Origin of the sequence: Chelativorans sp. ZYF759 (assembly GCF_012911015.1) — a bacterium.
In the GTDB taxonomy this organism is placed as follows: domain Bacteria; phylum Pseudomonadota; class Alphaproteobacteria; order Rhizobiales; family Rhizobiaceae; genus ZYF759.
This window is the reverse complement of record NZ_WVVV01000003.1, coordinates 328593-349750: the sequence shown is the minus strand read 5'-3', so window position 1 is coordinate 349750 and position 21158 is coordinate 328593. Positions and strand designations below refer to the sequence as shown.

General features: G+C 65.1%; 21 protein-coding genes. 10 read left to right on the top strand and 11 right to left on the bottom strand.

The features are described 5' to 3' along the window. The 4 genes from GRZ55_RS07875 to GRZ55_RS07860 form a co-directional block, all read right to left on the bottom strand. Positions 1-148, bottom strand: a 148-nt coding sequence (locus tag GRZ55_RS07875) for a GTP-binding protein (RefSeq protein WP_246734594.1), incomplete at its 3' end; no start/stop codon positions are given. Between the two features lie 120 nt (positions 149-268). Beyond that, positions 269-700, bottom strand: a complete 432-nt coding sequence (locus GRZ55_RS07870) for a DUF1489 family protein (protein WP_169286346.1) — start codon at positions 698-700, stop codon at positions 269-271. Between the two features lie 75 nt (positions 701-775). Further along, complete coding sequence (locus GRZ55_RS07865; protein WP_169286345.1) at positions 776-2176, bottom strand: L-serine ammonia-lyase; 1401 nt, start codon at positions 2174-2176, stop codon at positions 776-778. Positions 2177-2719: 543 nt separating this feature from the next. Then, positions 2720-3532 (bottom strand): YdcF family protein, encoded by an 813-nt coding sequence (locus tag GRZ55_RS07860; protein ID WP_169286344.1) that lies wholly within the window; start codon positions 3530-3532, stop codon positions 2720-2722. A 237-nt stretch (positions 3533-3769) separates the two neighbouring features. On the opposite strand from GRZ55_RS07860, the gene GRZ55_RS07855 reads away from it, so the two are divergent. Then, entirely contained in the window at positions 3770-4027 is a 258-nt protein-coding gene (locus tag GRZ55_RS07855; protein ID WP_169286343.1) for a YjhX family toxin, read from the top strand. A 72-nt stretch (positions 4028-4099) separates the two neighbouring features. On the opposite strand, the gene gatA is transcribed toward GRZ55_RS07855, so the two are convergent. The 4 genes from gatA to GRZ55_RS07835 all read right to left on the bottom strand — a co-directional run bounded on the left by gatA (position 4100) and on the right by GRZ55_RS07835 (position 7135). Further along, entirely contained in the window at positions 4100-5581 is a 1482-nt protein-coding gene (gatA, locus tag GRZ55_RS07850; protein WP_169286342.1) for an Asp-tRNA(Asn)/Glu-tRNA(Gln) amidotransferase subunit GatA, read from the bottom strand. Beyond that, positions 5581-6048, bottom strand: coding sequence for a GNAT family N-acetyltransferase (locus tag GRZ55_RS07845; RefSeq protein WP_169286341.1), 468 nt, complete (start codon positions 6046-6048; stop codon positions 5581-5583). The genes gatA and GRZ55_RS07845 overlap by 1 nt, the downstream gene beginning before the upstream one ends. Positions 6049-6050: 2 nt before the next feature. Further along, positions 6051-6338, bottom strand: coding sequence for an Asp-tRNA(Asn)/Glu-tRNA(Gln) amidotransferase subunit GatC (gatC, locus tag GRZ55_RS07840; RefSeq protein ID WP_169286340.1), 288 nt, complete (start codon positions 6336-6338; stop codon positions 6051-6053). Positions 6339-6433: 95 nt separating this feature from the next. Further along, a complete protein-coding gene (locus GRZ55_RS07835) occupies positions 6434-7135 on the bottom strand; it encodes a metal-dependent hydrolase (protein WP_169286339.1) in 702 nt (233 codons plus the stop codon). 54 nt (positions 7136-7189) lie between these two features. On the opposite strand from GRZ55_RS07835, the gene ruvX reads away from it, so the two are divergent. Continuing rightward, positions 7190-7690: a Holliday junction resolvase RuvX gene (gene ruvX, locus GRZ55_RS07830; RefSeq protein WP_169286338.1), complete on the top strand. Its 501-nt coding sequence runs from the start codon at positions 7190-7192 to the stop codon at positions 7688-7690. Here ruvX and GRZ55_RS07825 read toward each other — a convergent pair. Together GRZ55_RS07825 and GRZ55_RS07820 are read right to left on the bottom strand one after the other, a co-directional pair. Beyond that, positions 7635-7967 carry a DUF6105 family protein gene (locus tag GRZ55_RS07825; protein WP_169286337.1) on the bottom strand — a complete coding sequence of 111 codons (333 nt, stop codon included), beginning with the start codon at positions 7965-7967 and terminating at the stop codon, positions 7635-7637. The two genes, ruvX and GRZ55_RS07825, sit on opposite strands and share 56 nt — an antisense overlap. Next, positions 7964-8494 (bottom strand): hypothetical protein, encoded by a 531-nt coding sequence (locus GRZ55_RS07820; protein ID WP_169286336.1) that lies wholly within the window; start codon positions 8492-8494, stop codon positions 7964-7966. The genes GRZ55_RS07825 and GRZ55_RS07820 overlap by 4 nt, the downstream gene beginning before the upstream one ends. Positions 8495-8675: 181 nt before the next feature. Here GRZ55_RS07820 and GRZ55_RS07815 point away from each other — a divergent pair, with 181 nt between their 5' ends. Continuing rightward, positions 8676-9608 (top strand): AEC family transporter, encoded by a 933-nt coding sequence (locus GRZ55_RS07815; protein ID WP_169286335.1) that lies wholly within the window; start codon positions 8676-8678, stop codon positions 9606-9608. Here GRZ55_RS07815 and GRZ55_RS07810 read toward each other — a convergent pair. Continuing rightward, positions 9593-11218 (bottom strand): acyl-CoA dehydrogenase family protein, encoded by a 1626-nt coding sequence (locus GRZ55_RS07810; RefSeq protein WP_169286334.1) that lies wholly within the window; start codon positions 11216-11218, stop codon positions 9593-9595. The genes GRZ55_RS07815 and GRZ55_RS07810 overlap by 16 nt on opposite strands. 143 nt (positions 11219-11361) lie before the next feature. On the opposite strand from GRZ55_RS07810, the gene GRZ55_RS07805 reads away from it, so the two are divergent. From GRZ55_RS07805 to GRZ55_RS07775, 7 genes are all read left to right on the top strand, one after another. Then, positions 11362-12324 (top strand): aspartate carbamoyltransferase catalytic subunit, encoded by a 963-nt coding sequence (locus GRZ55_RS07805; protein WP_169286333.1) that lies wholly within the window; start codon positions 11362-11364, stop codon positions 12322-12324. Next, positions 12321-13610: a dihydroorotase gene (locus GRZ55_RS07800; protein ID WP_169286332.1), complete on the top strand. Its 1290-nt coding sequence runs from the start codon at positions 12321-12323 to the stop codon at positions 13608-13610. The genes GRZ55_RS07805 and GRZ55_RS07800 overlap by 4 nt, the downstream gene beginning before the upstream one ends. Before the next feature lie 15 nt (positions 13611-13625). Continuing rightward, on the top strand, positions 13626-14207 hold the full coding sequence (gene plsY / locus GRZ55_RS07795; RefSeq protein ID WP_169286331.1) for a glycerol-3-phosphate 1-O-acyltransferase PlsY: 582 nt from the start codon (positions 13626-13628) through the stop codon (positions 14205-14207). Positions 14208-14211: 4 nt separating this feature from the next. After that, positions 14212-15351: a DNA-processing protein DprA gene (gene dprA / locus GRZ55_RS07790; protein WP_169286330.1), complete on the top strand. Its 1140-nt coding sequence runs from the start codon at positions 14212-14214 to the stop codon at positions 15349-15351. A gap of 417 nt (positions 15352-15768) precedes the next feature. Then, entirely contained in the window at positions 15769-18393 is a 2625-nt protein-coding gene (gene topA / locus GRZ55_RS07785) for a type I DNA topoisomerase (RefSeq protein ID WP_169286329.1), read from the top strand. A gap of 14 nt (positions 18394-18407) precedes the next feature. Continuing rightward, a complete protein-coding gene (rnr, locus tag GRZ55_RS07780) occupies positions 18408-20702 on the top strand; it encodes a ribonuclease R (RefSeq protein ID WP_368856597.1) in 2295 nt (764 codons plus the stop codon). Then, on the top strand, positions 20699-21154 hold the full coding sequence (locus GRZ55_RS07775; protein ID WP_169286327.1) for a DUF983 domain-containing protein: 456 nt from the start codon (positions 20699-20701) through the stop codon (positions 21152-21154). The genes rnr and GRZ55_RS07775 overlap by 4 nt, the downstream gene beginning before the upstream one ends. Positions 21155-21158 lie beyond the last annotated feature (4 nt).

Sequence of the window (21158 nt, the reverse complement as noted above, 5' to 3'; positions counted from 1 at the left end):
CAGGCGCCGCGTCGATCTGGTCATAGGCGCGGAACTCGCCGAAATACTTCGTGATCGCAGCCGTCAAAGACGTCTTGCCATGGTCAACGTGACCAATCGTGCCAATGTTCACATGCGGCTTGTTGCGCTCGAATTTGCTTTTGGCCATCGTACCTTTCCTTGCGGACACTCGTCGGAGTTCAAAGCGATGGCGCGGCGATTAGCGACAAAGGCGCCAAAAGACAAGAGGCACCCGATACGAAGCCGCAAAAGCCGCGCTGGCGAAGTCTCAGAGAAGGCCGAGCTCGGCAAGTTCGCGCCGTAACGGCGCGGGCATGGCCTCATCGCCTCCCGCGCCAATGTCGGCAGGCGCATCCGCCAAGGTCAGGTATCGCCAGCCCTGGAAAGGCCGGCGCGGCTGCCAGTCGGTGCGCGCAATGACGGGCTCGAGGACGAGATGGCAGCGCCCGATCCCCTCCGCGTCGGTAAAGGGCCGGATGTCGAGCAGGCGCTGGCGGCACTGGATCCCGCCCTTGATGACCCAAAAGAGCGATCCGCCCTCGAGCAGTTCGCCGACGCGTTTCGGGACCATCCGGGTGGTATGGATCTGCTCAATCGGCTCGCCGGCGGCGCGACGCGCGGCCATGCGCTCGCCGATCCAGCCTTCGAGGTCCTCGACGCTCTCGGCACCGACGCAGAGTTTGAGAAGATTGAGGCTCATGCCTTCCTTCTAGGACTTCGATCGGCGACATGAAAGGTGGAGGCGGGCCACCGTCCACAGCCAGCACGGCGGAGATCAACATTCCACGACGTTGACGGCGAGGCCGCCCAGGCTCGTCTCCTTGTATTTCTCGTTCATGTCGAGCCCGGTCTGGCGCATCGTCTCGATGGCGGCGTCGAGAGGCACGAAATGGGTGCCGTCACCCTTCAGCGCCAGGGAGGCGGCGGTCACCGCCTTCACCGCGCCCAGCGCGTTGCGCTCGATGCAGGGGACCTGGACGAGGCCGCCGACGGGGTCGCAGGTCATGCCGAGATGGTGCTCCAGCGCGATCTCGGCGGCGTTCTCAATCTGGGCCGGCGTGCCGCCCATCACCGCGCACAGCCCCGCCGCCGCCATGGCAGCCGCCGAGCCCACCTCCCCCTGGCAGCCGACTTCGGCGCCTGAGATGGAGGCATTGTGCTTGATAAGCCCGCCCACGGCAGCCGCCGTCAGCAAGAAGTCGCGAATGCCCTTGCGGTCGGCATCCGGATGGAACTTCGTCCAGTAGCGGATGACCGCCGGGATGACGCCCGCCGCGCCATTGGTCGGGGCGGTGACAACCCGGCCGCCCGCCGCGTTCTCCTCATTGACCGCCATGGCAAAGACCGACAGCCAGTCATTTGCGAGCAGCGGATTGGGCCGGTTGGAGCGCCACTCTTCCTCCAGCTTGTCGTGGATCTGGCGCGCGCGGCGTTTCACGTTGAGACCGCCCGGCATGATGCCGGACTGGCCGAGACCGCGTTCGACGCAGGCGTCCATCACGTCCCAGATGCGATCCAGCTCTTCGTCGAGTTCGCCATGCGAGCGGTGCACAACTTCGTTGGCACGCTTCATCTCGGCGATAGACAATCCCGCGGAAGCCGCCATCTCCAGCATCTGGCGGGCATTGCGGAAAGGATAGGGAACGTCGGAAGCCTGGCCTTCGGGACCGCGCGCCTTCAGGCGCTGCAACTCTTCTTCGGACACGACAAAGCCGCCGCCAACCGAATAGTAGATACGGCGCAGCAGCAGCCGGTCGCCCGCATCGTAAGCCGCAAAGGCCATGCCGTTGGCGTGGCCCGGCAGCGGCTGCTTGCGGTCGAAGACGAGATCCACCTGCGGATCGAAACGGTAGCCCGGATGGCCGGGCGGGGTCACCATCTTGCGTTCAGCAATGCCGGCCAGCTTGCCCTCGACCTCGTCCGGATCGACGCTCAGAGGCGTTTCGCCGGCAAGCCCCAGTACCACCGCGCGATCCGTGGCGTGGCCGACCCCCGTGAAGGCCAGCGAGCCATGCAGGCTGACGGCAAGGCGCACCACCTTCGCACCGGCGGGCCGTGGCCAGTCGTCGCCCGCGATTTCGGCGAGAAAGCGGCCAGCTGCCACCATCGGACCCATCGTGTGCGAACTCGACGGCCCGACGCCGATCTTGAAAAGGTCGAATACGGAAAGGAACATGGACAGGCTCCGGTCATCAGGGTGCAATGGACCAGATCGCACGGTCCCGCGTGGTGTTCTAGTACCAGAGGCACCCTGCCCTGCGTGCAGTGCCGACGCGCAATGGCGCCCCCGCGACACATAAGGCGGCAATGAAAAAGGGCGGCACAAGGCCGCCCTCAAAAAACGATGCGTTCGGTTCTATTGCTTCGATGCGAGGATGGCGGCGCTTTCGCCTCCGCCAATAATCAGCCACGCCACGAAAATGATGCAAGCAAAACCCAACACTGCCTTGGCGGTTAGGCCCCAGCAGGACTTCTGAACGGTTTCGTCCATGATTTCGGTTCGGCCCCGTATGTAGTGTTTGATTCCAGCAGCGCCCCCACGCGTCGCTGGAGACCTGATAGCTCTTCGGGCGCCTTCCCGCAATGCAATTCGGGCCGAAATGAGGCCACGCCGAGGGATGCGCCGGATGAGCGTGGAAAACGATAGGCTATTCAGTTACTTACGAATGACGCTCCGTTAACCGATCGCTAAGACTTTAGTCAAATCCGAGGCAAGCGTTCATTGAGGCGTCTGGGGAGAGTGGCCGGGCAGGACCGTGTCGAGCCGGCCGGTCAGGCGGTAGGCCAGAAGTCCGATCCATTCGCGCAGGGCCGTCGACATGGCCCGCATCGAATCCTGCTGGCTGGCGCGCATGAAGCCGAAGGTCTCGTTTCCGGCGGTGCGATAATCGCTCGGCCATGGCACGACGTCGAAGCCTGCCTTGCGGTAGAGACCGATGGAGCGGGGCATGTGAAAGGCTGAGGTGACGAGCAGCCAGGTCTCGCCCTCTTGCGGATCGGCGAGATGGCGGGAAAAGAGCGCGTTTTCGTGCGTGTTGCGGGAGCGGCTTTCGAGGATCATGCGCTCCGGCTCGACGCCAAGCGCCTCCAGCATGCGGGGCGCGGAGTCGGCGTCACCCTCGCCTTCCAGGATCAGCGTCCCGGTGCCGCCGGAAATCAGCACCCGGGCATCGGGATAGCGGCGGGCCAGGATCGCTGTCTCCACTGCCCGGTCGCCGGCCACCCCCGTCTCGTAGCCGCCCCGCGCCATGTTGATGCGGCCTTCGAATCCGCCGCCCAGGAGAATGATCCCCGCGATTGCCCGCGGCATCGGATCGGGGCGCTGGAAGCGTTCTTCCAACGGCAACAGCATCAGCGCGCCCAGCGTGGTCCAGGCCGACAGCACGAAGACAGCCGAGCCGAACACGGCAGCGGTCAACGCCAGCCTGCGCCAGTTGAGGACCAACAACAGGGCCGACAGGATGAGAAGGATGCCGATCATGTTGAGCGGGTCGACGAAGAACCAGAATATCTTTGAGAGGGTGAAGAACATGGCGCCTCGCATCACCGCGAATCGACGCGAAGGCTAGACGATCCGGCTTGGCAAGTCGCGCCATTCCGGCTAAGGGGCGCCATCCGATGGAGTGCTTATGTCCAACTTCTGTGAGGCCCGGTAGGGCCCGTCCGGGTTTTCGGACGGGCGATTGATGGAACGGCTGTCCCGCCGCTGGCGGCACGGCCCCGTTTTGTCGCGGCAAGGCGTGCCGCAAGCCTATCGGTATTTCTCACAATGGACATTTCACGGAACGAACAGCGCGTGCTGCACGTGCTGGCGCAGGGCGGACGCATTCACCTCAAGCAGGACGACGACACGCAGGGCAAGACCGTCGAGTGCCTGACCCGCGAGGGCTGGCGGATGGGCGGCGTCGATATCGTCATCTTCCGCAAGCTCAAGCGCAAGAAGGCGATCGCCTCGAAGAATGGCGGCCCCTATCAGATCACGCGGCGCGGCCTCGAACTGGTTAGGTCGCAGCTCGACAACAGATAGGCAGTGATCAGCCGCGTTCGGTCGGGCTGCTTCCAGGTAAAGGGGAGCGGTCCGACCGAAGCGGATGCAAGCCTACCACCACTTCTCCGGCGAGAACCGTCCCGCCGCCTGCTCGATGACGTGGGCGGTGCGGAACAGCGTCTCCTCGTCGAAGGGTTTTCCGATCAGCTGCAGGCCGAGCGGCAAGCCCTTCGAATCGAGGCCGGCGGGCACCGCGATGCCCGGCAGGCCGGCCATGTTCACGGTCACGGTGAAGATGTCGTTGAGATACATCTTGACCGGGTCGGCGGCCATTTCCTGATCGGCGATGCCGAAGGCGGCCGATGGCGTGGCGGGCGTCAGGATGGCGTCGACGCCGGCGTGGAAGACCTGCTCGAAGTCGCGCTTGATGAGCGTGCGCACCTTCTGGGCCTTGAGATAGTAGGCGTCATAATAGCCGGCCGACAGCACATAGGTGCCGATCATGATGCGGCGCTTGACCTCGCGGCCGAAACCGGCGGCGCGGGTCTGTTCATACATGTCGGTGATGTCCTTGCCCGGCACGCGCAGGCCATAGCGGACCCCGTCATAACGTGCCAGATTCGACGAGGCCTCGGCGGGCGCGACGATATAGTAGGCCGGCAGGGCATATTTGGTGTGCGGCAGGGTGATGTCGACGATCTCCGCCCCGGCATCCTTGAGCCAGGCGATCCCTTGCTGCCACAGGGCCTCGATCTCGTCAGGCATGCCCTCGACCCGGTATTCCTTGGGAATGCCGATCTTCATGCCCCTGACGGACTGGCCGAGCGCGGCCTCGTAATCGGGCACCGGGCGGTCAACGGAGGTTGTGTCCTTCTCGTCGACGGAGGCCATCGCCTTCATCATGATCGCACAGTCGCGCACGTCGCGGGCGATCGGGCCGGCCTGATCGAGCGAGGAGGCAAAGGCGACGATGCCCCAGCGCGAGCAGCGGCCATAGGTCGGCTTGATGCCGACGGTGCCGGTGAAGGCGGCAGGCTGGCGGATCGAGCCACCCGTATCGGTGGCGGTGGCGGCCGCGCACAGCCAGGCCGAGACCGCCGAGGCCGAGCCGCCGGAGGAGCCGCCCGGGACGAGCTGCTTGTCGTCGCCTTTCGCGCGCCACGGATTGACGACAGGGCCGTAATAGGAAGTCTCGTTGGAGGAGCCCATGGCGAACTCGTCCATATTGAGCTTGCCCAGCATGACCGCGCCCTCGGCCCACAGATTGGCGGTGACGGTCGATTCGTAGCGCGGCTCGAAACCGTCGAGGATGTGGCTGGCGGCCTGGGTGTGGACGCCCTCGGTCCCGAACAGATCCTTGATGCCGAGCGGGATGCCTTCGAGCGAACCGCCCTCGCCTTTCGCCAGGCGTGCGTCGGAAGCCTTCGCCATGTCGCGCGCCTTGTCCGGCGTGACCTTGACGTAGGCGTTGAATGTGTCGTTGGCGGCTGCGATCGCTCCGAGATACGCGTCGGTCAACTCGACCGCGGAAAACTCCTTCGCCGCGAGGGCCTTGCGCGCTTGCGCGATCGTCAGTCTGGTCAAATCGGTCATCAGGCAAGCTTCTTTTCATAGAACCGGGAATAGCCGGAATCGGGATAGTCGAGCACCGCGCCGCAGGTCGTGAACCCGCCGCGCTCGTAGACGCGCCAAGCCGCTTCGAAGCCCGGCGCCTCGCCGGTCTCCAGCACCAGACGCGTGACGCCCCGGGCCAGCGCCTCTTCTTCGATGCGCTTCAGGATGACGGAGCCGACGCGCTGGCCGCGTATTTCGGGCAGCGTGTACATGCGCTTGACCTCGCCAAGGCCCTCGCCGTGCTCCTTGAGCGCGCCCATGCCGACGGCACGGCCCGTCTCGTCTCGGGCAACGAACAGTGTCACCGACGGTTCGGCCATCTGCTCGACGGTCAGCTGGAACTGGAATTCGCGAGGGGTCAGGGGGATCATGTAGGCGTTGAGTTCCGCCACGAGGTGGCGGATCTCGTCCTGGAGCGGTGTTTCGGAGGATATGGCGAGTGCCATGACTACTCCACGACCTTCGGTACAAGGAAGAAATTTTCCTCCGTGGCGGGCGCATTCGCCACCACGTCCGCAGCCTTGCCGCCATCGGTCACGGCATCGGCGCGCTTCTTCATCTCCATCGGGATGACGGAGGTCATCGGCTCGACGCCCGAGACATCGACCTCGTCCAGTTGCTCGACGAAGCCGAGAATGGCGTTGAGTTCGCCCGTCATGCGTTCCGCGTCCTCGTCATCCACGGCGATCCGGGCGAGGCGCGCGACGCGCTTGACGGTGGCTGTGTCGACGGACATCTGTCTCTCCGGCGGAAGGGTTTTGCGACTGCCCGCGCTATAGCCGGGCGGTCGCCGCAGCGCAACAAGGGCCGAAGGACCGTCGCCCGCTTCCGCTACACTTCGAACGCCGCTCCCACCCTGGCAACCTTGACCTGCGCCTTGGCGCCCTTCATGCCCTCGACGAACTTGTCGGCGGTCTCGTCGATGATCGGGAAGGTGCCGTAGTGACACGGGATCACAGTCTCGAAATCGAAATAACGCTGGCAGGCGAGCGCAGCCACCGCGCCGCCCATGGTAAAGCGGTCGCCGATCGGCACGATTCCGATCCTGGGCTGATGAAGTTCGTTGATGAGCGCCATGTCGCCGAAAATGTCGGTGTCACCCATATGGTAGAGCGTCTTGTCGTCGGGAAAATGCAGGACAAGGCCGGCCGGATTGCCGAGATAGATGTTGGAGCCGTTCTCAAGGGTAAAGGCCGAAGAATGAAGCGCATTGACCAAGGTGACGGTGAAACCGCCGCAATCGAGGGTCCCCCCATGATTGCCCGGATTGACGTTCTCGATACCCTGACCCGCGACATAGTCCGATATCTCGGCGTTGGCGACGAGCATCGCACCGGTCTGCTTGAGGATGGAAATCGTGTCGCCGAAATGATCGTTGTGGCCGTGGGTCAAGAGCACATGTGTCACGCCGTCGGCGACTTCCTCCCAACCCTTGCCCCAGCTCGGATTGCCCGTCAGGAAGGGATCGATGAGGATCTTGTTGGCGCCCGTCTCGACCGCAAAGGCGGAATGGCCGTACCATGTCAGCTTCATGATTTGGTGCTCCTGGAATTGTCGTCGGCCTGAAGGATAGGACGGAATAAATCGTTGTCAAAGAAGCAGCCGCCGGCCAATCTCATCGCTATCGAGCAACTCGCCCAGGTCCATCTTTCGGGCCGGACGATCGGCGCCATAGATCTTGGCGACAAGACGATCGGCGTCGCGGTTTCGGATCTTGGCCACAGCCTGGCAAACCCGCGCAGCGTGATCCGGCGCAGGAAATTCTCGCAGGATGCCGCCGCATTGCTGGCGCAGCTCGAAGGCGACCGGGCGGGCGCCCTGATCGTCGGCCTGCCGGTGAACATGGACGGCAGCGAGGGCCCCCGTGTACAGTCCACGCGGGCCTTCGTGCGCCATCTTGCGCCGATGACGGCGCTGCCCATCGTCTACTGGGACGAAAGGCTCTCCACCGTCGCCGCGGAGCGGGTGCTGATCGAGATGGATGTCAGTCGGGGCAAGCGGCGCGACCGCATCGATTCGGCGGCCGCCGCCTTCATTCTGCAGGGGGCGCTCGACCGGCTTGCGGCAATGCGGGCGGCAGCGCGCTAAGGCTGCGGCGCTGGTTCCACCATGCCCAGATCTGCTTGTGGCGCTTCAGCCCGAACAAGCCAAAGATGATCGCGCTGTCGACGACGCAGGCCTTGGCGACCAGCGGCGGGATGATGGCCGGATCGATACCGAGAATGGCGCCATAGGTGTCGAAGACGAAATCATGCGCGGCGCGGCTGAGGAACGGGAGGCCGAAATGCATGTCGTAGTGGGACAGGCCAAACCAACCCCACAGCATCCCCATCGGCAGTCCCCAGAAGAGGATGATGTATCTCATCGCCTGCCCTCCCCGCGTGTGGCGGTCCGGCCATTCGGCAAGCGGTCATACATGGCGTTTCGCGAAGCGTTCCACGCCAGCAGCCGGGTACCGAGAGGCACATTGTCGTTGGCGGCTTGACGACGCGGCGGTTGGCGGATTTCTCGCGACATGACGAGGTAACTGGCAGACAGGGCCGCAAGTTGCAGGAAGCCGACCGCGGCAAGATGGGCGTGCGGCGTGGCAAGAACGGCGATCACCGCACAGGAGGTGATCAAGGCCGCAGCCGCAAAGGCAATGCGAAGCCAATCCGCGAAAATCAGTTTCGGACCCTGCCCCAGGTCCCGGTCGCGTTCCGAAAGCAGGCAGGTCACGATCCAGAGAAACAGGCCGGCAACCGCCGCGCTCGCCAGGGCAGCAAAGGCCGCGGCGACGGCACCTGCCCCCGCCACGCCCAGAACGGGGTGCTGTGGGACCAGCACGGCCTGCGCGATGAAGCAGGCCGCCCAGCCGAGGGCGAGAACGAGTGTCAGGGTCTTGCGCATCATATCTTCCGTGGCTCCGAACACAAACTGGACCCCCAGCAGATTCGCTGCAATTGAAACCATTCATTAAGGTTAACGGCAAAATCCGGTGGGCGGCTGGCCCAAAAACCAGCCTGGACACCGCCTTTACAAGGCCGCGCCGGCGGCCTAATCGCGGCTCTCCCCTCGCCACCCCGGACCCCTCATGTTGCCCGTTTTCGAAGCCAGCCTGCCGATCTTCCTGCTGATCCTGGCCGGCGTGGCGTTGCGCCGGCTGCCAGTTACCAATGAGGCGGGATGGAACGGCGTCGAGCAGATCGCCTACTGGTTCCTCTATCCCGTGCTGGTTTTCGTCACGATCCTGAATGCCGACTTCTCCGGGCTGGCGCTTGACACCATGCTGCTGACGCTGGTGCTGGGGGTCGGCGTGATGGCAGCCCTCACATTGGGGCTGTGGCCCCTCCTGCGGGCGACCGGATCGGTGGCCGTGGGGGAATATTCCTCCGTCTTCCAGACCGCGCTGCGCTGGAACGGCTTCATGGCGCTCGCCATTGCCCACGGCCTGTTCCCGCCCGCGGCGGCGGCGGTGGTCGCGCTCGCCATGGCGGCCATCATCCTGCCGATCAACGTCATCTGCGTGCTGGTGATCAGCCGGTTTGCGGACCGTGACGCGGGACTCATGGCGGTCGTGCGAAAGCTCGTGACGAACCCGCTCATCATTGCTTCGGCGGCGGCGCTCCTGATGCGCTGGACCGGGGGACTGTACGGGCCCGTCAACCTGGCCCTGCAGCTTGTAGGCAATGCCGCGCTGGGCATGGGGCTGGTCGCGATCGGGGCGGGTCTCCGGGTCGGCGACCTCGCCAGCCTGAGGGTTGCCATCTGGCTGCCGGTCGCGCTCAAGCTCGCCGTGTTCCCTGCCCTCGTGGTGGCAATCGCCATGGCGTTTGGCCTGTCAGGGCTCGAAGTGCAGTATCTGGCGCTCTGCGCTGCGGTGCCCACGGCCATGAACGGCTATCTGCTCGCGCGCCAGCTCGGTGGCGACGCGGAACTCTACGCCGTGGTGACCACCACACAGACGGCGCTCGCCTTCTTCACGATTCCCGCCGTTCTGACGCTGACGGCTCAGATCTCCGGATAGAGCGTATCGATGATGGCGCGCGAATCGTGCCGCGCGTCGAGCATGCCGTAGGTCGTGCGCCACTGGCCGGCGAGCCGGCTCTCGATGAAGGCGTCAGCGATCTGCCCTGCCCCCAGGCGCTTCAGCTCGGCGGCGGCCGCCGCCAGGGCGAGCTGCTCGGTCAGGATGCGGGCCGATCCTTCGTCTGCGGCTGCGACCTTCAGCGCTGCGTTCAGCACGTCGACCGTGCCGCGGCCGGCCGGCCCGAGCTGACCGCCGATGTCGGCGACGACGGCATCGAAGAGCGCCGGCCCACGCCTGAGCACACGCAGCACGTCGAGCGCCATCACGTTGCCCGAGCCTTCCCAGATCGCGTTGACGGGCACCTCGCGATAGTGGCGCGCCAGCGGGGCCTCCTCGACATAGCCATTGCCGCCCATGCACTCCATCGCCTCGTAGACGAGGGCGGGCGCGATCTTGCAGACCCAGTACTTGACCACCGGCGTCATGGCGCGTGCGAAGGCGGCCTCGTGCTCATTCTCGGCTGCCTCATCGAAGGAGCGCGCGAGCCTCAGGGCGAGAGCGGTGGCGGCCGCGACGTCCAGCGCCATGTCGGCCAGAACCCGCTGCATCAGCGGCTGGTCGATGAGTTCGGTACCGAACACCTTGCGGTGGCGCGTATGATGGACGGCCTCCGCCAGCGCGGCGCGCATGATGCCGGCATTGCCGAGCGCGCAGTCTAGCCGGGTCATGGTGACCATGTCCATGATCGTGCGCACGCCGCCGCCCGGCTCACCCACCAGCCACGCCATCGCGCCATTGATCTCGACTTCCGAGGAAGCGTTGGAACGGTTGCCGAGCTTTTCCTTGAGGCGCTGGAAATGCAGGGCGTTGGGTGTGCCGTCATCCATAAGGCGGGGAACGAGGAAGCAGGAAAGCCCCTCCTCGGCCTGTGCCAGCATCAGGAAGCCGTCGCACATCGGCGCCGACATGAACCATTTGTGGCCGGTCAGCTTCCACATGCCGTCGCCCGCCCGCTCGGCGCGCGTGGTGTTGGCGCGTACATCCGTGCCGCCCTGCTTCTCCGTCATGCCCATGCCGATGGTGACACCGGTCTTCTGGCCAATGGGGCGGTTGGCGGGATCGTATTTGCGCGCCGTCACCAGCGGCGCCCAGCGGGCGAACAGGTCGGAATTATTCATCAGCGCGGCCAGCGCGGCGCTCGTCATGGTGATCGGGCACAGATGCCCGCATTCCAGCCCCGCCGTCATGAAGAACCGGGCGCCCCGGATCTGGTGGCGCTGTCCCGATTCGGCGTTGGAATTCTCCCAGACAGAGGAGTGGATGCCTTGGGCAACCGAACGCCGCATCAGGGCGTGATAGGCGGGATGATACTCGACCTGATCGAGCCGGCGGCCGTGGCGGTCATGGGTGCGCAGACGCGGCAGCTCGGTGTTTGCGAGCCGGGCGAGGTCCTGCGCCTCCTGGGTACGCACGAATCTTCCCAGAAGATCGAGCTCCTTGCGGGCACCTTCCGGGAACGCCTCGCCCATCTGGATCAGCAGCGGATCGGCACGCCACGCGCTGCTTCCCGTCATGGGAGGGCTCTGATTGATTACCTCGTGGTTCACGCCTTGCCTCGCCGCTCTTGCGCTGTCTGATGGGCTGGTCCTCGCATGACAGCACAGCACCTGGCAATGCATCAGGCAATCCCCATGAATCTCGCGCACGCTCTTGCCGCGTCCCGCGACGCAGCCTATAGCAGCGCCTTGTCATGACCGAGCCCCAGGCCTTTCCGCCCTTCCGCCATCGCCATCTCCTTGGCATCGGCTCGCTTTCCCCCCAAGACATCGAATTGCTGCTGGACCGCGCCGAGGCCGCCGTGGCGATATCGAGGCGACCGGACAAGAAGATTTCCACCCTGCGCGGTCGCACGCAGATCAATCTCTTCTACGAGGCTTCCACGCGCACGCAGTCTTCCTTCGAACTGGCGGGCAAGCGGCTCGGGGCCGATGTGATGAACATGGCGGTGGCCTCTTCCGCAGTCAAAAAGGGCGAGACCCTCATCGACACGGCGATGACGCTCAACGCGATGCGGCCCGACATCCTCGTCATCCGTCATTCGGCGGCAGGAGCCGCGGCGCTGCTTGCGCAGAAGGTCGGCTGTTCGGTGATCAATGCCGGCGACGGCGCGCACGAGCACCCCACACAGGCGCTACTCGACGCGCTGACGATCCGGCGGGCAAAGGGCAAGCTGGCGCGACTGGTGGTGGCGATCTGCGGCGACGTCCTGCATTCGCGCGTGGCACGCTCCAACATCATCCTGCTCAACGCCATGGGCGCACAGGTGCGGGTCATCGCGCCATCGACGCTCCTGCCTGCCGGCATCGAGCGTATGGGCGTGGAGCGCTTCACGCGGATCGAAGAAGGCCTGAAGGGGGCCGACGTCGTCATGATGCTGCGGCTGCAGCGCGAGCGCATGGCGGGCGCCTTCGTGCCTTCGATCAGGGAGTATTTCCGCTTCCACGGGCTTGACGCCGCCAAGCTGAAGGTCGCCAAGGAAGACGCGATCGTCATGCATCCGGGGCCGATGAACAGGGGCGTGGAGATCGCCTCCGCTATCGCGGACGGTCCGCAGAGCGTCATTCAGGAACAGGTCGAGATGGGCGTGGCGGTGCGCATGGCCGTGATGGAAGCGCTGCTCGAGACCCAGATCGGGACGGAGGCAGGCGCATGAGCATCGTCGTCCTCGAAAAGGCCCGCATCATCGACCCGTCGCGCATGCTCGACGAAATCGGCACGGTCATCGTCGAGGACGGTCGCGTGAAAGAGGCGGGCGCGGGCGCCCTCAATCAGGGATTTCCCGAGGGGGCGACGGTAAAGGATTGTTCGGGCCTGACCATCATGCCGGGGCTTGTCGACGCCCATGTCCATGTCGGCGAACCGGGAGCCGAGCATCGCGAGACCATCGCCTCTGCCTCGCGGGCTGCGGCGGCGGGTGGCGTGACGTCGATCGTGACCATGCCGGACACGGACCCGGTGATCGACGACGTGGCGCTGGTCGAGTTCGTGCTGCGCAGCGCGCGCGATACCGCCCTTGTCAACGTGCATCCGGCGGCCGCCATCACCAAGGGCCTCAAGGGTCTCGAGATGACGGAGTTCGCTCTCCTGCAGGGCGCGGGCGCCGTCGCCCTGACCGAAGGCCGCCGCACGATCGCAAGCGCACTGGTCATGCGCCGGGCGCTGACCTATGCGCGCGATTTCAGCGCGGTGATCTCCCACGAGACGCAGGATCCAGACCTCGCCTCCTATGGTGTCATGAACGAGGGGCTTTTCGCGAGCTGGCTGGGGCTGCCCGGCATCCCGCGCGAGGCCGAACTCATCACGCTGGAGCGCGATCTCAGCCTGGCACGGCTGACCGGCGGCGCCTACCACGCTTCCAAGCTCTCGACCGCCATATCGGCAGCCGCGGTTTCCCGTGCCAAGGCCGATGGAGCGGACGTGACGGCCGGCGTCTCCATCAACAATCTTGCGCTCAACGAGATGGATGTCGGCGAATACCGCACCTTCTTCCGGCTCACCCCGCCGCTCAGGGCCGAGGAGGACCGGGCCGCGATGGTGGAGGCGCTCAAGTCGGGCGCGATCGACATCATCGTCTCCTCGCACGACCCGCAGGATGTCGACACCAAGCGGCTGCCCTTCTCGGAGGCAGCACCCGGCGCGATCGGACTGGAGACGCTGCTCGCCGCCGCGCTCAGGCTGCATCACAATGGCGAGGTGCCGCTGCTGCGGCTTGTCGAAGCGCTGTCGACCGCCCCGGCCCGCCGCTTTGGGCTCGACGCAGGGACTTTGAAGCCCGGTGCCTCGGCCGACCTGATCCTGGTCGATCTCGACGCGCCCTGGGTGGTCAAGGAAGATGATATCCTGTCGCGATCGAAAAACACCTGCTTCGAGGGCGCGCTGATGCAGGGCAAGGTCTTGCAAACTCTGGTTGCCGGACGCACTGTGTTTTCCACTGAGTGAGGGGACGGGTTTACGATGAGCTACGCGCTGGCGATCCTTTTCGGATACCTGCTCGGGTCGATCCCCTTCGGCGTGATTCTCGCCCGCCTTGGTGGGCTTGGCGATCTGCGCAAGATCGGCTCCGGCAATATCGGCGCCACCAACGTCCTGCGAACCGGCAACAAGGGCCTTGCGGCGCTCACACTGCTTCTCGACGCGCTCAAGGGTACGGCGGCGGTGCTGATCGCTGGCAACTGGGGAGCCGACCTGGCCCTGATCGCCGGGCTGGGCGCGTTTCTGGGCCATATCTTTCCCGTCTGGCTTGGCTTTCGTGGCGGCAAGGGAGTGGCCACCTATCTGGGCGTTCTGGCGCCCGTCTTCTGGCCGGCTGCAATCGCCTTTGCCGTGGCATGGCTGCTGGTTGCCGCGGTGACGCGCTTTTCCTCGCTCGCAGCGCTCGTCGCGACCATCGTGGCGCCCCTGACCTTGTTCTGGATGGGCCGGATCGACGGTGCGGTTCTGTTCGCGCTGATGACGATCGTCATCTTTTTCAAGCACAGCCAGAATATCGGCAGGCTGATGAACGGGACGGAGTCCCGCATCGGTTCCAAAGGCTAGAGCCGTGCAGGACCGGTCGAACGAGGCGCCTCGCCTCACGGACCGGCAAAGGCTCCACTGGCTGCGCCTTATCCGCACCGACAATGTCGGCCCCGCTGCATTCCGCGACCTGATCAACCGTTTCGGCTCGGCCGAAGCAGCGATAGCCGTCCTTCCCGAACTCACTTCCAATGGCGGCGCGACGCGCGCTGTGCGCGTTCCCGATATCGCCGAAGCCGAGGAGGAACTGGAGAAGGCCCAGCGTTTCGGGGCACGGTTCGTGGCCATCGGCGAGGCGGAATATCCGCCGATGCTGCGCAACATGGCCTTGCCGCCGCCCCTGATTGCGGTCAAGGGCCAGGCGGCCATCCTGCAGATGACGGCGATCGGCATCGTCGGGGCGCGCAACGCATCGCTGGCCGGAATCAAGATGGCACGCATGCTGGCGCGCGATCTCGGCGCCGAAGGCTATTCGATCGTCTCGGGGCTGGCGCGCGGCATAGACGCGGCAGCCCATGTGGGCAGTCTCGACACCGGGACGGTTGCCATGATGGCCGGTGGGCTGGACCGCACCTATCCACCCGAGAATATCGAGCTCGCCGAAGAAATCGCAGAGCGCGGGGCGCTTGTCTCGGAGATGCCCTTCGGGTGGGAGCCGCGGGCGCGCGATTTTCCCCGCCGAAACCGCTTGGTGGCGGGTCTCTCGCTTGGGCTGGTGGTGGTGGAGGCGGCCAACCGATCGGGCTCGCTGATCAGCGCCAGACTGGCCGGCGAGATGGGCCGTATCGTATTCGCGGTCCCTGGATCGCCGCTCGATCCCCGCGCCGCGGGCTCCAACCGACTGCTCAAGGACGGTGCGGTTCTGGTGACCGAGGCGCAGGACGTGATCTCTCACATCCGACCCATCGCCGGAGAGGCGCAGCAGCAGTTCCCGCCTGCGCTGGAGGAGCCTCCCGATCTCTCGTCAACGCCGCCCGCCGGAGACGACGAGCGCGCACTGGTGCTGGAAGCGCTTGGGCCGACCCCGGTATCGATCGACGAAATCGTGCGCCATACCGAATTGTCGCCTGGCCAGGTGCATCTCATCCTCCTGGAACTCGACCTGGCGGGCCGGCTGTCGCGTCAGGCCGGGGGCCTCGTCTCCCTGGTGCCGCGCGACTTGTGAGCGCGCGCTCCCGGGCCTTTTCCGCCGCTTCCAGGTGAGCCATCCCGATCAGATAGGCTAGCATGTCATGGCTATCGCGCTCCGCCATAGCCCGCAGCTGGCCAAGCATGACATGCATGTAGTCCAGCGCCGCCGCACGGCGATCTTCCTCGCGCGTCTCGCCCATGCCTCGTCTCCAAGACCCGACACTGCACCCCAAGATTGCAGAACTGATATATACAACTTTCAATAGAATGAAAACCGTTTCCACAACCCCCGGCCGATACCGCCAAAGCGGCGCTTGAATGACCACCGGAACGGGCCGGCGACGGGCCCGCCCCTTGACCGCGGCACAAAGCGCAGCCATGTGGAGCGGGTTTGCAGAACCAATCAGCCCCAGTTTCAGTCTCGGGTTACCGGAAGGAACAGCCGCACGTCATGGACGTCGTCATTGTCGAATCGCCCGCCAAGGCCAAAACGATCAACAAGTATCTCGGCTCCAACTACAAGGTGCTGGCATCGTTCGGTCATGTGCGCGACCTCCCCGCCAAGGACGGATCAGTGAGGCCCGACGAGGACTTCGCCATGTCCTGGGAGGTGGACGGCCCCTCGTCCAAGCGCCTTGCGGAGATCACCAGGGCAGTAAAGGACGCCGACAGCCTCATTCTCGCCACCGACCCCGACCGCGAAGGAGAGGCGATCTCGTGGCACGTGCTTGAAATCCTGCGCCAGAAGCGCGTGATCAAGGACAAGCCTGTCAAGCGGGTCGTGTTCAACGCGATAACCAAGCAGGCCGTCACCGAGGCAATGGCCGCGCCACGTGAGATCGATGCGCCGCTCGTGGATGCCTATCTGGCACGCCGCGCGCTCGATTATCTCGTCGGGTTCACGCTCTCGCCGGTCCTGTGGCGCAAACTGCCCGGCGCACGCTCGGCAGGCCGTGTGCAGTCGGTGGCGCTTCGCCTCGTCTGCGACCGCGAGACCGAGATCGAGCGCTTCATCCGCGAGGACTACTGGCAGATCGCCGCGCTCCTGAAGACGCCGCGCGGCGAAGGCTTCGAGGCACGGCTGACGGCCTATGAAGGCAAGAAGCTGCAGAAGCTCTCCATCAAGAGCCAGGAAGAGGCCGACGCCATTACGGCCATGCTGGGGGGCGCGTCCTTCTCGGCAGCCAGCGTCGAGGCAAAGCCCACGCGGCGCAATCCTGCACCGCCCTTCACCACATCCACGCTTCAGCAGGCGGCGTCTTCCCGGCTGGGATTTTCAGCCTCCCGCACCATGCAGGTGGCCCAGCGGCTCTATGAAGGAACCGACATCGGCGGTGAGACGACCGGCCTCATCACCTACATGCGTACCGACGGCGTGCAGATGGCCTCGGAAGCCATCGACGGCGCGCGGCGCCAGATCGGCTCGCAGTTCGGCGAGCAGTATCTGCCGGAGAAGCCGCGATTCTACGCCACCAAGGCCAAGAACGCGCAGGAGGCTCACGAAGCGGTGCGTCCAACGGACTTCTCCCGCACGCCTGCCCAGGTGCGCAAATATCTCGATGCCGACCAGGCGCGACTTTACGAGATGATCTGGCAGCGGGCGGTCGCCAGCCAGATGCAGCCGGCCGAGATCGAACGCACCACCGTCGAAATCGAGGCGCGCAATGCGGGCCAGACGGCCAATCTGCGCGCGGTGGGCTCCGTCATCCGCTTCGACGGCTTCATCGCCGCCTACACCGAGGATCGCGACGAAGACGCCGAGAAGGAGGATGATCGCCGCCTGCCGGAAATCCGCATGGGCGAAGATCTGGCGCGCGAGAAGGTCGATTCCACCAAACACACCACCGAGCCCCCGCCCCGCTATTCCGAGGCCTCGCTCATCAAGCGCATGGAAGAACTGGGCATCGGCCGGCCATCGACCTATGCCGCGACGCTCAAGACACTCGAGGACCGCGACTATGTCACCATCGACAAGCGCCGGCTGACGCCGCAGCCCAAGGGGCGGCTGGTCACTGCGTTCCTGGAGAACTTCTTCGAGCGCTACGTCGAATACGACTTCACCGCCGCGCTCGAGGAAAAGCTCGACCAGATCTCCGACGGCAAGCTTGCATGGAAGGATGTGCTGCGCGATTTCTGGCAGCAGTTCTCGGGCTCCGTGGCCGACATCAAGGAACTTCGCGTCACGCAGGTGCTCGATGCGCTGAACGAGGAACTGGCGCCGCTGGTCTTCCCCGAGCGCGACGACGGATCGAACCCGCGCATCTGTCCCAAATGCGGCACCGGCAATCTGTCGCTGAAGCTCGGCAAGTTCGGCGCCTTCGTCGGCTGTTCGAACTACCCCGAATGCGGCTTCACGCGTCAGCTTGGCGAAGCCGTGAACGGGAATGGCGAGGGCGCAGCCGAAGGCGATCGCGAACTCGGCAAGGACCCCTATACCGGCGAGGAGATCTTGCTGAAATCAGGGCGCTTCGGCCCTTATGTCCAGCGTGGCGAGGGCAAGGAGGCCAAGCGCACCAGCCTGCCCAAAGGCTGGACCGTCGACGCCATGGACCATGAAAAGGCAATGGCGCTTATCTCGCTGCCGCGAGATGTCGGGCAGCATCCCGAAAGCGGCAAGATGATCACCGCCGGGCTGGGGCGTTACGGCCCGTTCGTGCTCCACGATGGAACCTATGCCAACCTCGAATCGATCGAGGACGTGTTCTCGATCGGCATCAACCGCGCGGTGTCGGTCATCGCGGAGAAGCAGGCCAAAGGCGGCAGAGGGCGCACAGCCGCCGCGCTCAAGGAACTGGGCGAACATCCCGACGGCGGCGCGATCACGGTCCGCGATGGACGCTACGGCCCCTATGTCAACTGGGGCAAGGTCAACGCCACCCTGCCCAACGGCAAGGAGCCCCAATCCGTCACGGTCGAAGAGGCGCTGGAACTGATTGCGGCCAAGGCGGCCAAGGGCGGCAAGGGCAAGGCGAAGCCCGCAGCCAAGAAGGCCCCGGCAAAGAAAGCCCCCGCCAAGAAGGCCGCGGCGAAAAAGCCAGCTGCCAAGAAGGCGGCCGGCAAGGCATCGAAGGAATAGAATTGGCCAGGCGGATTTCAGGGCGCTCCAAGAAAGGCCACGACAAGAGCGGCCCCGTCGCCAGCGATTTTCGTCCCAGCCGCGAGCAGCTGCTTGCCTTCATCAACGAAAATCCAGACCAGGCCGGTAAGCGCGAGATCGCGCGTGCCTTCGGTCTGAAGGGGCCGGACAGGGTCTGGCTGAAGGACACTTTGCGCGCGCTCGAGGACGAAGGCCTGCTCGAGCGCAAGGCAAAGAAGCTCGTCCGTCCGGGCGGACTTCCTCATGTCGTGGTTCTCGACATCTTCGGGCGCGGCAGTGATGGGGAGTTGCTGGCCCGACCTTCCGAGACACGCGACGACAACGGCCCCGCGCCGCTGGTGGCGATCCGCATGCCGCGCGGTGCAAAAGGTCGCGCACCGGGTGTCGGCGAGCGGGTCCTGGCCAAGGTTTTTCCCGTCGAAGACGCGCAGGGGCCAGCCTATACGGCCCGCGTTCTCAAGATCATCGACAAGCGCCGCGAGAGCGTTCTCGGCGTGGTGCGTGTGATCGCAGACGGATCCTGGCGTCTCGAGCCGGTGGAACGGCGCCAGGCCGAATATGCGATTGACGCCGACCATCGCGGCGATGCCTCCCCCGGCGATCTGGTGGAGGCCGAGCCCATTTCGGCGGGCCGCTACGGGCTGCCGCGCGCGAAGGTAACGCGGGCGCTGGGCCGGATGGGGGACGAAAAGTCGGCCTCCCTGATCGCGATCCATGCGCACGAGATTCCGCACATCTTTCCCGAATCCGTCCTGGAGGAAGCCGAGACAGCCGCCGGTTTCGACACCGGTCCGCGCGAAGACTGGCGGAACCTGCCGCTCATCACCATCGACCCCTCGGACGCGCGCGACCATGACGATGCCGTGCATGCCGAGCCGGACGAGGATGAGCGGAATCCCGGGGGCGTGATCGTCACCGTCGCCATCGCCGACGTGGCGGCCTATGTGCGACCGGACTCGGCCATGGACCGCGAGGCGCAGAAGCGGGGCAACTCGGTCTACTTCCCCGACAGGGTGGTTCCCATGCTTCCCGAGCGCATCTCCAACGATCTGTGCTCGCTGCGCGAAGGCGAGGATCGACCGGCCCTGGCGGTGCGCATGGTCTTCGCCGCCGACGGGCGAAAGCTCAGGCATACCTTCCACCGCATCGTGATGCGGTCCGCGGCCAAACTATCCTACTCGCAGGCGCAAACGGCGATCGACGGCGCGCCGGACGAGATCGCCAAGCCGCATCTGGAGACTGTCTTGAAGCCTCTGTGGGAGGGCTACCGCATCCTCAAGCGTGGCCGCGAATCCCGCCAGCCGCTGGAACTCGACCTTCCCGAGCGCCGCATCCTCCTGAAGGAAGACGGCACGGTCGATCGCGTGTTCGTCCCCGAACGCCTCGATGCCCACAAGCTCATCGAGGAATGCATGATCCAGGCAAATGTCGCGGCGGCCGAAACGCTGGAGGCGAAGCGACAGAAACTCGTCTACCGCATTCACGATTCGCCCTCGCTGGCCAAGCAGGAGGCGCTGCGCGAATTCCTGCAGACGATCGGTATCTCGCTCGCCCGCGGCGCACAGTTGCGGCCCAAGGCCTTCAACGCGATCCTGGAGCGCGTCGAGGGCACGGAGAATGACGTGCTGGTCAACGAAGTTGTCCTGCGCTCCCAGAGCCAGGCCGCCTACGAGACCGACAACATCGGACATTTCGGCCTCAATCTGCATCGCTACGCCCATTTCACCTCCCCCATACGCCGTTATGCCGACCTGATCGTCCATCGGGCGCTGATTGCGGCACTCGGGCTCGGCAAGGGCGGCATCACGCAGGCCGAAGAAGATCGGATGGCGGAGGTCGCGGCATTGATCTCCGCGGCCGAACGCCGCGCCATGGCAGCGGAGCGCGACACGGTCGACAGGCTGGTCGCAGCCCACCTTTCCGGCCGGATCGGCGAGGTTTTCGAAGGGCGCGTGGCCGGCGTCACCAAGGCCGGACTCTTCGTCAAGCTGCCCGATTACGCCGCCGACGGCTTCGTGCCGGTTTCGACTTTGGGGGACGACTACTATATCTACGACGAAGCCTCGCAGGCGCTGGCCGGTGAAAGATCGGGCCGTGGCTATCGTCTCGCCGATCCGGTCGAGATAAGGCTGGCTGAAGTCGTGCCGCTTGCCGGTTCGATGCGCTTCGAGATGCTGACGGAACCGAAGCCCCTGCCCGGCACCAAGCTTTCCTTCCACAAGGCGAAGGGCAAGGGGCGTGTCGGACAGAAGCGCCGGCCCGGACAACGCGCCGGCAGGAGAAAATGATGGAAGAAATACGATTGGGCGGTGGAGAACAGAATGCACGCTCGGTGTGGCGGGCCATGGGCCGCGGCTTCATGGGCCGGTGTCCGCACTGCGGCGAGGGCAAGTTGTTTCGCGCCTTCCTGAAGGTAAACGACCGATGCGAGAATTGTGGCGAGGAATACCATCACCACCGCGCGGACGATCTGCCCGCCTACATCGTGATCGTCATCGTTGGACATCTCATCGTTTCGAAGTTCGTGCTCCTGGAGGCGGCGATGGACGTCTCGATCTGGACCCAGATGGCGATCTGGGGATCACTGACGGTGGTCGTGTCGGTGGCGCTGCTGCAGCCCGTCAAGGGCGCGGTCGTCGGCCTGCAATGGGCCAACAGGCTGCATGGTTTCGGCGGGGATACCGACGATCATTTCTATCGTCCGAAGGCCGCCGAGGCCACTGGAGACGGGCGCGAATGAACCA